Consider the following 14,147-nt stretch of genomic DNA (forward strand, 5'->3'; position numbering starts at 1 on the left):
TCACGGTCTTTGTTCCACGGCAAGTACCATTCACGACCTGATTGAAATTTGATACATAAAGTTTCTGCGAGGCAATAAATAGATTGCTATTGTTAAACAGGTTTTTTGAATGGTGCAGTTTTACTCACTTTTTAAAAAAGTGACACAATGAGCTTCTTATATTGGATGAATAACTGGTAAGACACCGTTGTGAAAATATAAAACTCCCATAAAAGGATAAAAGATGAGAATCATCGGACATCGTGGTGCACGTGGTGAAGCCCCTGAAAACACCTTGGGTGGCTTTCAATATATTCATGATTTAGGCATTCGAGCCGTTGAATTTGACGTTCGCCAACTCAAAGATGACGAGCTCGTGATCATGCACGATGACAATTTCCTGCGTACTACAGGTATCGATAAAAATATTTACCAATGTTCCAGTTCTGAACTACAGTCCTATAATCAGGCCTCCATTTGGCTAGACTGGAAAAACTTTGAAGTAACCCCTACCCTACAACAATCCCTTAACATCATGCAGGACTTTGAGCATATTGAAGTTGAAGTTAAAGCAGTTGCAACTATGGCTGAAGCTGAAAAATTGATTTTAGAATTACACAAACAATTACATGGTTTTGAACAAACGGCCGTGATCACCAGTTTCGATGTAAAGATTCATCAGGCTTTAAGACAGCAATACTCCACCTTTAAACATGGCTTACTGATTGAACAGGATATTAAAGAACGTGCCATCGAACAGGCTTTAGAACTGGGTTGCTGTCAAATTGGCTGGATGAATCCACTGGCAACAGATGAAATTATTCAAGCCACCCAACACGCCCATTTAAATATCAGTGTGTGGACAGTAAATGGTCTTGAACGCGCCAGACATCTGCAAGGCTTAGGTATTGACGGGTTAATTACTGATTTCCCTAAAATGATGTTGCAACACTTTAAATGATATAAAAGAGATGCAGAGAGCATGCGTCGATTTAATAATTCTAAATAGAACAATCGCTTATTCTATTGTTTAAAAATTTTGTTTTAAGCCCTATCGTCGATCTATAAATAAGAGGTCTAAACCTTCGATAAAATCAATCAACACAAACCTCTATTCTGTTACTGTTTAGTACAATACGACTGTAGAATAATACTAGTGAAGATTTGTTCACGCATGCTAATATTGAAACAGTCTTAATCCTTATAAATTGTATTGAATTAAGAAATCATTTATACCTTACCTTTACCTTTAAAAAAGGTTCTAGGAGTGCTGTTGGAGATGAATGCTCCCCTACCCAAAGCCCCAATTAACTGGATTGCAGTGTTCGCACTCGTACTTTTACCCATTGTGGCTGTAATCGCTATCCCTCTATATGCTTATCATCATGATTTTAGCTTAGGCGCATGGATTAGTTTATTTGTACTACTCGGTGTGAGTAGTCTAGGGATTACTGCGGGTTATCACCGCTTATGGGCACATCGTGCTTATGAAGCAACCTTGCCATTAAAAATTATTTTAATGCTTATGGGTACTTTTGCCGTTCAAAATAGTATTTTGTTCTGGGCTTCAGGTCACCGTACCCATCACCGTCATGTCGATGATGTTGAAAAAGATCCCTATTCAATTAATAACGGCTTTTGGTATGCGCATATTGGATGGATGCTTCGCAACTATCCAGCAGCAGAATCAAACTATAAAAATGCACCCGATTTGTTAAATGACAAAGTGGTGATGTTCCAGGACAAATATTACATCCCGCTTGTTATTGCTGTACATGCCGTGATTCTCACTACTGTGGGTTGGGCTGTTGGCGATATGTGGGGCGTAGTGTTATTGGGGGGTTTACTTCGCCTGATCTTGAGTCATCATGTCACTTTCTTCATTAACTCACTCTGCCACATGTGGGGCAAACGTCCCTATACTGACGAAAATACTGCACGTGACAATTTCGTTTTGGCAATTGCAACTTGGGGTGAGGGTTATCATAACTATCATCACATTTTCCAGTATGACTACCGAAACGGTGTGAAATGGTGGCAATATGATCCAACCAAATGGCTGATCTGGTCATGTTCAAAACTCGGTTTAGCAAAGAACTTGCGTCGTATTCCAAGCTTTAATATTAAAAAAGCAGAATTGGCGATGCGCTTTAAATATGCTGAACAGGATTTGGCGGTTTATGGTCATAATGTCAATGAAGATATGGCGACTGCAAAACTCCGTATTGCACAAGAATATGAAGCGTTTACCCAAACCTTAAATGACTGGGCAAAGCTGAAAGAACAAGAGATTCAAGCGAAAAAAGCTTCTGTTGCTGAAAAGATTCACCAGATCGACAGCAAACTTAAAGTGGATTTCCAATTGGTTGAACAACGTCTTTCACATCATCGCAATACCTTAAATATCTTGATGCGTACTATTAAAAAGAATCCAGTCTCTTAATAAAGTTTGATTCAATATAAAGCCCCATTGTTGGGGCTTTATTTATTTTGGCAGTTTAAATTTGCTATAGTGATCACATCTCCCCCATTTTTTAGATTGTCCTATGCAATTTAATCCGCGTTATCCATTACTTAATCCCAAGCTTTTTCACCATCAAATGCCGGTTCCCTTAAAAGGAGCAAAAGCCGGTCATTTTAATGCAGCACTGGCTGATGAATTACAGTGGTCAGATGAAGATAAAGCCCAATGGGTCGAGATCTGTAGCGGGCAAAAAACCTTTGCCGAATTTGAACCACTGGCCATGGTTTATGCAGGACATCAGTTTGGTCAATGGGCGGGACAATTGGGTGATGGGCGCGGTTTATTGATCGGACAAATTCTGGATAAAAACAATCAAACCATCGACCTGCATTTAAAAGGCGCAGGTTCAACGCCTTACTCCCGTATGGGCGATGGCCGTGCAGTTTTACGCTCGGTGATCCGTGAATATCTAGCCGGTCATGCGCTTAATGCTTTGGGTATTGCATCCAGTAATGCCGTTGGGTTCACCTCTTCAACGCAAGGCATACAGCGCGAAAAAATGGAACCCGGGGCAATGATGCTGCGGACTTCAGACTGCCATATTCGCTTTGGTCATTTTGAATGGATCAATCAATATCAACCTGACCTTTTGCCTGAGTTTGTAGAAAAATGTATTGAATGGCATTATCCAGAATGCCTCGAGGCTGAACAGCCGGTTTTGGCTTTTGCCACCAAAGTCATCCAGCGTACAGCAGTGATGATTGCAAAATGGCAACTGGTTGGGTTTGCCCATGGCGTGATGAATACCGATAATCTCAATATTACAGGATCAACACTCGACTTCGGCCCTTATGGTTTCATGGAGCGTTTCCGTCCAAACTGGATTAATAATCACTCGGATTATCAAGGACGTTATACCTATCAACAACAACCGAGCATTGGTCATTGGAATTTATGGACCTGGCTGAACAATCTAATTCCATTGGTTAAAGATCCTGCTGAAAAAGAACAGTTCAAAGAAGATCTGTCGAAGTGCTTAGAGCATTTTGAAGCAACTTTTCTAGAACATTACACCCTTGGACTGTGTCAAAAAATGGGACTGCCAAGTTTCCATAAAGACAGTTTTGATTGTGGAATGGCATTTCTGCGAATTTTGCAAGCCGAACAACTCGATTACACCGACAGTTTCATTCGCCTACAAAACAAAGCCTACACTGCCCTTCGTGATGATTGTCTGGACACCCGTCAGTTCGATGCTTTCCTGAGTCAATATCAAGTGATTCGGGAAAACCAAGCAACAGAGGAGCTGGATGCTGAAATGCTTAAGGCCAATCCGCAATATATTTTACGTAACCACATGGCACAGAAAGCGATTGAACTGGCGGAACGAAATGATTTTTCTGAAGTAGAACGACTTTTTAAGTTACTCAGCCAACCTTATAGCAAGCAGCCAGACATAGAACAGCCTGAAGATTTAGGTCCGTTGCCGAGTGATGTCCCTGAAGTGATGGTGAGTTGTTCTTCTTAACAAAAAACGGAGCGATAGGCTCCGTTTTTTATTATGACATTTTAATGTTGAAAAATTTTACCAGTGATATTGGGCATATAAAGAGGCACTAAAACGATGTGCCTGATTGCTATCTAAATCATCGGTTATATATTTAGCACCAAAATTTTTATGCTGTACCGACACTCCCAAAGCATGTGTTTGCGGCTCTATATGCAGGCCATATTTTAATTGTTTCATTTTCCAAAAGGCATTCAGTTGAGCTAAGGTTATATATTCATTTGAAAAACTACTGATACTTGCACTCCACGGCTTAGTTTGAACATCATAGCTAATTTCCGAACTTATTTTAAAGGGCAATTTTTGACGGTACTGTTTGCTCTTGCTTAACTGTCCACTCAAATCCATTCGAGGACGTTGATTTTGATCATAGTGAAGGTTGTAGCGGGTAAATGGGGCATTATCCCAATATAAATAACTGAATAAATCATCGACCTGAAGATTAATTTTCCAATCCTTTTTAATTTTTCCATGTAAACCAAAATCCAGGGCATAGCCATAACCTTGACTCGTTCTTCCATCCCAGCCTAGCTCATCTTCTTTTAATGCAGGACGGTCATAACTATAATCCAATGAACCATTTAACCAAGCAACCCGATCCATCAATTCAGTCATATTGGTTGTTTGACCTGTTGCTTGGAATTTACCATCCACATAATGACGTCCAATGAGCGCTGTTGCCCCTGTCACAATTGTCCAATCAGGATGAACCTTCCAATCATAGGCAAAACGAGTTCCCACTGTATCGACATGTTGAGCTTCTAATTCTAATTGATTGTATTTATTTGCATCAATTAACTTATCATTTTCAATTTGATAATATAGCTTTGCCATATCATCACTAAAATGAATCTGATAGTCATAAGTCCAAATCCAACCAATAGTCCAATTGTCCTGTTTGGTTTCTAATTTCATTTTCCCATGTGCAAAGGCATTATTACCTTTTTTTAAATTAGGCGTTTCCCAACCATCTAAAAAGGCATGTACACCCACAGGTTCACTATAAATATCTGTATTTATACTGTATTGAATCGTTCTTTCCGCATATGCAGAGCCTGGCAAGCTTACAGCCAATATGAATAAATATTTTTTCATTAGATATAAAAGAAGACAGCAAACGCTGCCTTCTTCTCAAAGTTAAGTTTTAGATTAAGGAGCAATATAAGTTATTGTGTCATCAGTAAATTTCACGACATATTGCCCAGATGAGTTTTTAGTGAGTGTGCCGTAACTTTTTCCTGAAACCGCAATATTCGCTGAAGTAAAGTTCTCTACATCTGCAATACTGATCGATGCTCCATTTTTATGCTTAATCACACCCGCAATAATTTGATGTTCTTGATCTAAGTCTTTTGCGGTTAACTCAATATCCAATGCATTTTTATCAACGATAACGGCGACAGCCGCTGTACCTTTAGTAAATTCAGCACGTCTTGCAGCAATATCAATGCTAAATGGTGTAGGTACTGCATTGGCGCCTTTTAAATTGCCGCTTAATTTGACATTTAAATTCGCATTGATGAAATTAGTCGATGTTTCCTGTCCAGCACTCACATCAATGACTTTAGATAAATCATTATTCAAATTAAATTTGGCTTCTAAATTCAACGATTCCTGCTGATAACTTACAAGACCTTTCAGCACTAACTCCGATGGAATCAACTGTTCAAGCATTCCTGTACCATTATTAAATATAGCTTTTTTCGCAATTAAAGAAACTTCAGCTAAATTGGCTTTTACACCTGCGCTTTCAAATGAAAGCCCTTTTAAACTCATGGTTGCCTGATTCGGAATATCTTCACGGTTTTCCATAGTATCTGCCATGGCATAAACCATAGAGGCAGTACTATCGGCAGTGAAACTAAAACTAGCAGTTTGATTTTTAAGATTCGTTGTAGAAATTTTTCCATTATTCTGAATCTTATAATTATAAGTTGTACGGGCTGTATCAATAAAAGGTGCTTCTAAAACCAAATTAGAGACCGTAATTTCAGCATCATCACCATAAATTGAGTATGCCGGATCGCTATACCAAGAATTTGAGTTATTCCAAGCATTATTAGCATTAATTTTATCCCAATTAAACGCTTGCCAATACTGGACATTTACATTACCTGAAATGGTAATAGAATCACCAACCACCTTAGCTGTTAAATTATTGCTCTTAAAGTTAAAATCAGATAAATCCCCATAATCATCCGTATTTTGATTCATTAGCGTCTGTATTTGTTGCGCTGTATAAGTCTTGGTCTGACCCTGTGCATCCTGAGTAATAACTTCTGCAATCACTAATAATAAATTTGTTGCACGACTCAAATCTGAAGATGTGTCATTTATTACTTGTGCAGGAACTTTATATTGATCAGCAATATTTTGAAAACCATCATAATAAGAAATAATAGAATTGGTTGTTTTTACAAGTTGTTTTGCTTTTTCTAAATCTGAAGCAGGTGCCGTTACCTGTCCACCCTCTGTTCCACTAGATGAAGATGACCCGCCTCCACCTCCTCCACAAGCCACTAAAAATACAGAACAACTAAGTGCTAATATTGTTTTTTTAAAAATCATTTTGCCCCTACCCTCTAAAAATTATAAATAAAAAAAGCTCCTAAAAAATAAAGACTTTTCAGGAGCTTTACAATGATTTTAAAATTATATTTTAATCAATCTTCCGGATATTCAAAACGATAACCTACACCATACACAGCCTGAATCCACTCATGACGGTTACCGGTTTCAGCAGCATCTGAAATTTTACGGCGTAGGTTTTTAATATGGCTGTCAATCACGCGATCTGCCACATCAAAACTATCTGGGTTAATGTGATCGAGTAATTGCGCACGTGAATAAACTTGTCCAACATGCTCCAGGAACAACTCCAGCAAACGGAATTCTGTCGGCGTCAAGTTCAAGGTTTTTTGCTGATACCAGATGCGTTGTTGTGCTTTATCCATACGGAACAAGCTGTTTTGTTCAGGTTCTGCATGACGGTCTAAGCGACGTAAAACTGCTTGTACACGCGCAACCAGTTCTTTCGGGCTAAAAGGTTTACAAATGTAATCATCTGCGCCCATGTTCAAGCCCAAGACACGGTCAATTTCTTCAGTCCGTGCAGTCACCATAATGATGGGTAAATCAGACTGTTCACGCACTTTACGGCAAATGGTCAAGCCATCCATACGCGGAACCATCAAGTCCAAAATCATCAAACTTGGTTTACGCTGAATAAAGCTGTCATAGGCTTCCTGACCATCATGAAACATGCTGACTTCAAACCCCGCAGCTTCCAGATAGTCCCGCACCAATTGTGCAAGTTCAACTTCATCTTCAACCAGCATGACATGTTTCATGAATCTCATCCCTTTATTTGTTTAACTGTTTTGGAAATGTCAGTTTACAACGCAAGCCACCTAATGGAGAATGTTCAAAACTCAATTTCCCACCCAATGCCTGCGCAATTTTACCAGATAATGCCAAACCTAAACCTGTACCACCGGTACTACGGGTTCGTGAATCATCAACACGATAGAAACGCTCGCCTAAACGTGCCAGTTGTTCATCGCTCAACCCAAGCGGACTGTCATCGACAATCACGCTCCAATGGGTCGCCGATTGCTCGGTATGGACATGGACTTCACCACCCGCTTCAGTATAGCGAATACTGTTGCCGAGTAAGTTGACCATAATTTGTTTAAAACGATCTATATCTAATTGTAAATTCGCACCTTCGCCTTGCACTGAAATCGATAAATCCGCTTGCGCAAACTTGGGTTTGAAGTTTTCAACTTCCTGTAGCACCACCGTCCAGGGATTGACATCGGCCAAATAGCAGGTGAGCTGTTGCGCTTCAGCTTGGGCTAAATCGGCCAGATCCTGAGTCAGTTTTTTCAGGCTGGTGACCTGACGCAGCATCGATTCAAAATGTTCCGGCGTCGGTTTACGAATTCCGTCCTGCATCGCTTCAATTTGCGCTTGCAGTACTGCCAGTGGGGTTTTTAACTCGTGTGAAGTATCTGCCACCCATTGACGACGTGATTGTTCATGTTGATCCAAAATCACTGCCAGTTGGTTAATTTCATTGGATAAATCGCCCAGCTCATCATTACGGTTAATTTTCACCTGATGCTGATAATGCCCTTTGGTCAATTCACGGGTCGCATTTAACAAGCGTTGAATCGGCTTTTTGAAATAGGTCGCCAACAATAAAGCGGCAATTAAACTGGTTAAAAAAGTTAAGCCGTAGATCAGTAGTAAATAGCGTTTTTGATTACTAAAGAAATTAATACTTAAGGCATCATCTTTATCCAGTACCGGTTTCAAACCGAGGTAGCCGACAATCTTATCGTTTACCATAATCGGGCGATATGAAACCGGAATGTCGGATGGCTCACCGACCACAAATTGTTTATTGGCATCATATAAGGATAATCGGGAACTTAAGCCCAAGCGGTCAGGCATCGAAATAAACTGCTTTTTCTTGCCTTGATTTTGGGTTGCATCCGCTTGTGCGCCATCCGCTTTTTTATCTGTGCGAAATATATTTTGATTAGAACTTAAGGGAAATTTAAGACCTTCAAAAGGCTGATATTCAGAAGGTAAATTCAACTCCATCATGCGAAGTTCTTCCGCATCAACCACCGGTTTGCTTTGTTCTCCCGGGTTCAAACTGGGAGAAACACTCAGCAATGTATTTTCCTGAAAATAACGCTGCTGCAAGGCAATATCATACTGACGACGCAGCCACCAGCGTGACAACTTGTCATAATCATCGGGAGCTGCATCACCTTCAATTTGCAAAATCTGCGCTTGAATCGCATTGCCCCAGTCCTGGTAAACTGTATACACCCCGGCCAAATTACCAATCACATGATCCAGCTTCTGCATTTCAACATCGGCTACATATCTGGCGAAGTTCTTTTGCATGGTCCAATGCAACACCCCCAAGCTAACCGTCGTAATCACCAGAGTCGTGAGTAATACGGTCAAAAACAGGCGTAAGGCAATCGGAACACGGCGAATATTCAAAAGCAAAATCTCAATATTTTCTTCTCAATTTATTATTGTAACCAACACTGTCTAAAAAAACCCTTCATTGTTTCTTCATCATTATTGTTTAATCTTAACTTATTAAATTGATACTATTTTTCATTGGAGATAAAAACAATGAATTCGATGACAAAAATTGCTTTAGTGGGTGCAAGTGTTCTGAGCATGGGTGCTTTGACAGCGTGCCAATCCACCAATACGGTGAAAGACACAGATAACGACCACGCTCGCATGATGCACGACCATCATCAAAAGCATGATCGCAAAATGACACCAGAACAGCGTGAAAAGTTGCAGCAAGCACGTGCTGAACGTAAACAAGTGGTTGAACAAATTCAAAAAGCCTGTGATAGCAAAGCTGTAGGTACAGCAGTGCAAGTTAAAGCGGGCGACAAAACGATTGATGGCACTTGCGTGATGACATTTAAAGCTGATCATAAAGCAGCGAAACACATGCGTGGCGAACACCGTTCAATGAAGGGTGAACACCGCCCAATGCGTGGTGAAATCAATGGTATGCAGATGAAACGTGGTGAACCACTGACCAATGCTCAACGTGCCGAGTTGACCAAGCAATTTGATCAACGCCTAGCTGAACGTCAAGCAAAGCAACAAGCCATTTTAAAAGCCTGCCAAGGTCAAACCGATGGTAAAGCAGTTCAAGTCAAAGCCGGTACCCAAACCATCGATGGTAAGTGTGCAATTCGTTTTCAGCCTAAAGCCCCTGTTGCAGTGAAATCTGCCGCATAAATATCGCTTCAAAATTCTAAAAGGCGCTTTTGAGCGCCTTTTTTATTGCTGATCAAAAAAATGTCGATTTGACTATTTATGCCACTCAATAAATCATAAAAGCATTTACACTCAAGATACTTAGCAATTTCAAGTCAGAAATCTTTGACTTTACAGTCACCAAGAAAAAGCATGCAAACGCTTGTGCCCACCCAGAAGATGTAGCACGATTAAGCCATACAAATACGTGTCCTAGAAGGCACGTTCAAATGTTGATTAGGATTATAAGCTGGTTAAACCAGTATTGAGGAAACCGATATGCCACAATACAAAGCGCCCTTACGTGAGATGCAATTCGTTCTACATGAATTATTAAATGCTGAAGAACATTATGCAAAACTCCCTGCATTTCAAGAAACCGTAAGCCGTGAGTTGGTCGATCAATATTTAGAAGCTGCTGCTGACTTCTGTGAAAATGAACTTTCTCCTCTTAACCAAGTCGGCGACCGTGAAGGTTGTACTTGGAACGACGGTGTTGTAACCACACCGACCGGCTTTAAAGAAGCCTATAAAAAATATATCGAACTTGGCTTCCCATCGTTGTCTGCTGAAGAGCAATATGGCGGTCAGGCTTTACCGAACTCTTTGGGTATTACCATTTCTGAAATGGTCGGTACTGCAAACTGGTCTTGGGGCATGTACCCTGGTCTTTCTCATGGTGCGGTACGTACTTTGGAACACCACGGTTCTCAAGAACAAAAAGACACTTACCTGCCTAAACTTGTTTCAGGTGAATGGACCGGTACCATGTGCCTAACAGAATCTCATGCAGGTTCTGACTTAGGAATCATCCGTACTAAAGCTGAACCGAATGCTGATGGCAGCTTTGCAATCTCTGGCGAGAAAATCTTTATCTCTGCTGGTGAACACGACATGGCTGACAACATCATCCATATCGTGCTTGCTCGCCTTCCTGGTGCACCGAAAGGCACGAAAGGCATTTCGTTATTCATCGTACCTAAATTCAATGTAAATGCAGACGGTTCAGTGGGTGAACGTAATGCAGTACGTTGTGGTTCAATCGAACACAAAATGGGGATCCATGGTAACGCAACTTGCGTGATCAACTTCGATAAAGCTCAAGGCTTCTTGATTGGTCCTGAAAACCGTGGTCTAAACTGCATGTTCACATTCATGAACACCGCACGTATTGGTACTGCTGTACAAGGTCTTGCAGCTTCTGAAGCGTCTTTCCAAGGTGCACTTGCCTATGCGAAAGATCGTTTAGCGATGCGTTCACTTTCAGGTGTTAAAGCGCCAGAAAAAGAAGCTGATCCAATTATTGTTCACCCTGCTGTGCGTAACATGCTTTTAACTCAAAAAGCATATGCAGAAAGTGGTCGTGCGCTGGTTTACCTGTTGGCTCAATATGCTGACGTAGTTGAACACGGTACAACTGAAGAAGAACGCAAATCTGCGGACAACATGTTGTCTCTTCTTACCCCAATCGCAAAAGCATTCTTGACTGAAACCGGTTCTGAATCTGCGAAACACGGTGTTCAAGTGTTCGGTGGTCATGGCTTCATTTCTGAACACGGCATGGAACAAATTGTTCGTGATACACGTATCGCTTGCCTATACGAAGGGACTACTGAAATCCAGGCACTTGACTTGTTAGGCCGTAAAGTTTTGGGTACTCAAGGTGCAATGTTGAAAGACTTCACCAAGATCATCCACAAATTTGCTGAAGCAAACAAAGACAATGCTGCAATGAAAGAATTTGTTGAACCGCTTGCTGCTCTAAATAAAGAGTGGGGCGATTTAACCATGCAGATTGGTATGCGTGCAATGCAGAATCCGGATGAAGTCGGTGCAGCTGCGGTTGACTACCTGTACTTCTCTGGTTATGTAACCCTTGCTTACCTATGGGCTCGTATGGCGCTTCTTGCTCAAGAAACACTTGCTGCTGGTACGACTGACGTTGACTTCTACAACGCCAAAGTAACCACTGCCCGTTTCTACTTCAAGAAAATCCTTCCACGCGTACGTTCACACGTAGACGTGATTGCAGGTGGTGTAGAGCCATTACTTGCTTTGGATGCTGAACATTTCGCATTCTAATTTTTATCAAGTTTTAACTTGATCAACAGGAGAAGGACGGTCATTGATTTGGCAGTCCTTTTTCTTTATAAAAGATGCAAAAATTAATCTTTAGTCGTCTAACAACAATATTTTCCATCGCTTAGACTCAACTAAACCGAACTGAATCAAACAATAAACAGGTAACACTTTATGCCAATTTATAATGCACCGCTTGCCGATATGAAATTCATCCTGAATGATGTTTTTAATGCAGAGCAATTCTGGCAAGCCAATGAAAACCTTGCCCATGTAGATGCGGCAACGGCTGAAGCTATTCTTGAAGAAATGGCAAAATTTGCCCAAAACGTCACTTTACCGATTAACCGTACTGGTGATGAAGAAGGCGCTAAAATTGAAAATGGCAAGGTCACCACGCCTGCTGGCTTTAAAGAGGCATTCAAACAATATGCAGATGGCGGCTGGATTGGCTTAGGTGCAGATGAAGAATGGGGCGGTCAAGGCATGCCAAAAATGCTGACTGTACTGGCTGACGAAATGCTGTTCGCAACCAATCCATCATTCCTGCTCTACCCGCTTCTATCTGTGGGTGCAGGTATGGCGTTAAATAGCTACGCATCTCAAGAACAGAAAGAAACCTATTTACCTAAAATTTACTCGGGCGAATGGTCAGGCACCATGTGCTTGACTGAACCGCATGCAGGTACAGATTTAGGCATTATTAAAACCAAAGCTGAACGTAATGAAGATGGTACTTACAACATTAGCGGTACTAAAATCTTTATTACCGGTGGTGACCATGACTTAGCAGAAAACATCATCCACTTGGTTTTGGCTAAAACACCGGATGCACCTGCAGGTTCACGCGGCATTTCATTGTTCATCGTACCTAAGTTCCTGGTGAATGAAGATGGTTCCCTAGGTGAGCGCAACCATGCAGGTCCTGGTTCAATTGAACATAAAATGGGGATTAAAGCCTCTGCAACATGTGTAATGAACTTCGATGGTGCCAAAGGTTACCTTGTAGGCAAGGAAAATGAAGGTTTGGCAGCCATGTTCGTGATGATGAACTACGAACGCCTGTCGATGGGTATTCAAGGTTTAGGTGCATCTGAATTTGCTTATCAAAATGCAGCGCAATATGCGACTGACCGTATTCAGGGTCGTAGCGCTTCTGGCATTCAGTCTCCAGCCAAAGCTGCGGACAGCATCCTGGTACATGGTGATGTACGCCGTATGCTGCTCAATGCCCGTGCCAATAACGAAGCATCGCGCGCATTTGCCGTATATGTTGGTCAACAACTGGATATCACCAAGTTCTCTACCGATGCTGAAGCAGTAAAAGCTGCTAATAACCGTGTTGCCCTGCTTACCCCAATTGCAAAAGCCTATTTAACCGATACTGCTTTTGATGCAGTGATTGATGCGCAAATGGTATTTGGTGGACATGGTTATATTCGTGAATGGGGTATGGAACAGTGTGTACGTGACTTGCGTATTGCTCAAATTTATGAAGGTACCAATGGCGTTCAGTCGCAAGATTTAATTGGTCGTAAAACCATTAAATGTAATGGTGAATTCATTGCTGAATACATCCAGGAGATTCGTGACTTCGCCAACAGTCTAGATGCTGATCTTAACTTCATTAAAGATGCAACCTTGGATGCCGCAACTGAAGTAGAATCGGTGACTCAATACGTGATTGAAGCTGCACATGAAAACATTGAATTCCCGAACTCTGCTGCTGTAGATTACCTGCATGCTGTCGGTCTTTTAAGCTTCTCTTATATGTTCGCAAAAATCGCAAATGCGGCGAAATCGAAAGATGGCGAATTCTATCAAAACAAAGTGGCACTTGCTAAATACTTCGCGCAACGTATTTTGCCAGAACTTGCTCTGCGCATTACTAAGGTAAAAGCAGGTCCAGAAGTGATCATGAACTTTAGTGAAGATTACTTCACCAACCAGTCTTAATTTAATGCAATAAAAAACGCCTGCATTGTCAGGCGTTTTTTTATATCTGATTTAAATTAGATCTTTTCAACAATAATGGAATCTGAGGTTTTTTTGCTACTTTGTGCGTCTGGTTGGATTTTCACAATTTTAATCACACCCTCGGATTGTAAATTTTCACATAATGCAATCAGCTTCTGCATTTCATCTCCCTTAATACCTGAACCTAAAATGAGTTTTTTGCCATTTTGTAAATTATTAATTTTTGTTTGAATTGTTTCTAACATTTTCGTTTTCCTGATTAATGAA

General features: G+C 40.9%; 11 protein-coding genes. 6 read left to right on the top strand and 5 right to left on the bottom strand.

Going from position 1 to position 14,147, the window contains the following annotated elements:
- Positions 1–223: 223 nt before the first annotated feature.
- The 3 genes from ACU0NF_RS07065 to ACU0NF_RS07075 all read left to right on the top strand — a co-directional run bounded on the left by ACU0NF_RS07065 (position 224) and on the right by ACU0NF_RS07075 (position 3,971).
- A complete protein-coding gene (locus ACU0NF_RS07065; RefSeq protein ID WP_445660612.1) occupies positions 224–940 on the top strand; it encodes a glycerophosphodiester phosphodiesterase in 717 nt (238 codons plus the stop codon).
- Between the two features lie 318 nt (positions 941–1,258).
- Positions 1,259–2,422, top strand: coding sequence for an acyl-CoA desaturase (locus ACU0NF_RS07070; RefSeq protein ID WP_284067233.1), 1,164 nt, complete (start codon positions 1,259–1,261; stop codon positions 2,420–2,422).
- A 103-nt stretch (positions 2,423–2,525) separates the two neighbouring features.
- Positions 2,526–3,971 (top strand): protein adenylyltransferase SelO, encoded by a 1,446-nt coding sequence (locus tag ACU0NF_RS07075; RefSeq protein WP_445660613.1) that lies wholly within the window; start codon positions 2,526–2,528, stop codon positions 3,969–3,971.
- 57 nt (positions 3,972–4,028) lie between these two features.
- Here ACU0NF_RS07075 and ACU0NF_RS07080 read toward each other — a convergent pair whose 3' ends face one another.
- The 4 genes from ACU0NF_RS07080 to baeS all read right to left on the bottom strand — a co-directional run bounded on the left by ACU0NF_RS07080 (position 4,029) and on the right by baeS (position 9,035).
- Positions 4,029–5,105: a hypothetical protein gene (locus ACU0NF_RS07080; RefSeq protein WP_445660614.1), complete on the bottom strand. Its 1,077-nt coding sequence runs from the start codon at positions 5,103–5,105 to the stop codon at positions 4,029–4,031.
- A gap of 54 nt (positions 5,106–5,159) precedes the next feature.
- Positions 5,160–6,578 carry a hypothetical protein gene (locus ACU0NF_RS07085; protein WP_445660615.1) on the bottom strand — a complete coding sequence of 473 codons (1,419 nt, stop codon included), beginning with the start codon at positions 6,576–6,578 and terminating at the stop codon, positions 5,160–5,162.
- Between the two features lie 95 nt (positions 6,579–6,673).
- The gene (locus tag ACU0NF_RS07090; RefSeq protein WP_081406183.1) at positions 6,674–7,360 is read right to left on the bottom strand and encodes a response regulator; all 687 of its coding nucleotides are present in this window, start codon (positions 7,358–7,360) and stop codon (positions 6,674–6,676) included.
- Between the two features lie 13 nt (positions 7,361–7,373).
- Positions 7,374–9,035, bottom strand: a complete 1,662-nt coding sequence (gene baeS, locus ACU0NF_RS07095; protein WP_284067237.1) for a sensor histidine kinase efflux regulator BaeS — start codon at positions 9,033–9,035, stop codon at positions 7,374–7,376.
- A gap of 138 nt (positions 9,036–9,173) precedes the next feature.
- Between baeS and ACU0NF_RS07100 the strand changes: the two genes are divergently transcribed.
- The 3 genes from ACU0NF_RS07100 (at position 9,174) to ACU0NF_RS07110 (ending at position 13,859) form a co-directional block, all read left to right on the top strand.
- Entirely contained in the window at positions 9,174–9,806 is a 633-nt protein-coding gene (locus tag ACU0NF_RS07100) for a hypothetical protein (RefSeq protein WP_445660616.1), read from the top strand.
- Between the two features lie 297 nt (positions 9,807–10,103).
- Positions 10,104–11,906 (top strand): acyl-CoA dehydrogenase C-terminal domain-containing protein, encoded by a 1,803-nt coding sequence (locus ACU0NF_RS07105; RefSeq protein ID WP_445660617.1) that lies wholly within the window; start codon positions 10,104–10,106, stop codon positions 11,904–11,906.
- A 171-nt stretch (positions 11,907–12,077) separates the two neighbouring features.
- A complete protein-coding gene (locus ACU0NF_RS07110; protein ID WP_370983193.1) occupies positions 12,078–13,859 on the top strand; it encodes an acyl-CoA dehydrogenase C-terminal domain-containing protein in 1,782 nt (593 codons plus the stop codon).
- Positions 13,860–13,915: 56 nt separating this feature from the next.
- On the opposite strand, the gene ACU0NF_RS07115 is transcribed toward ACU0NF_RS07110, so the two are convergent.
- Positions 13,916–14,125: a hypothetical protein gene (locus tag ACU0NF_RS07115; protein ID WP_131383208.1), complete on the bottom strand. Its 210-nt coding sequence runs from the start codon at positions 14,123–14,125 to the stop codon at positions 13,916–13,918.
- Between the last annotated feature and the right edge of the window lie 22 nt (positions 14,126–14,147).

The organism is Acinetobacter sp. F16 (assembly GCF_052712855.1).

What these genes read in the sequence shown, in the direction of transcription:
- ACU0NF_RS07105 (WP_445660617.1), top strand. Translation starts at nt 10,104, where the DNA reads ATGCCACAATACAAAGCGCCCTTACGTGAGATGCAATTCGTTCTACAT.
- ACU0NF_RS07115 (WP_131383208.1), bottom strand. Translation starts at nt 14,125, where the DNA reads ATGTTAGAAACAATTCAAACAAAAATTAATAATTTACAAAATGGCAAA.
- ACU0NF_RS07100 (WP_445660616.1), top strand. Translation starts at nt 9,174, where the DNA reads ATGAATTCGATGACAAAAATTGCTTTAGTGGGTGCAAGTGTTCTGAGC.
- ACU0NF_RS07110 (WP_370983193.1), top strand. Translation starts at nt 12,078, where the DNA reads ATGCCAATTTATAATGCACCGCTTGCCGATATGAAATTCATCCTGAAT.
- ACU0NF_RS07085 (WP_445660615.1), bottom strand. Translation starts at nt 6,578, where the DNA reads ATGATTTTTAAAAAAACAATATTAGCACTTAGTTGTTCTGTATTTTTA.
- ACU0NF_RS07070 (WP_284067233.1), top strand. Translation starts at nt 1,259, where the DNA reads ATGAATGCTCCCCTACCCAAAGCCCCAATTAACTGGATTGCAGTGTTC.
- ACU0NF_RS07075 (WP_445660613.1), top strand. Translation starts at nt 2,526, where the DNA reads ATGCAATTTAATCCGCGTTATCCATTACTTAATCCCAAGCTTTTTCAC.
- ACU0NF_RS07080 (WP_445660614.1), bottom strand. Translation starts at nt 5,105, where the DNA reads ATGAAAAAATATTTATTCATATTGGCTGTAAGCTTGCCAGGCTCTGCA.
- ACU0NF_RS07090 (WP_081406183.1), bottom strand. Translation starts at nt 7,360, where the DNA reads ATGAAACATGTCATGCTGGTTGAAGATGAAGTTGAACTTGCACAATTG.
- ACU0NF_RS07065 (WP_445660612.1), top strand. Translation starts at nt 224, where the DNA reads ATGAGAATCATCGGACATCGTGGTGCACGTGGTGAAGCCCCTGAAAAC.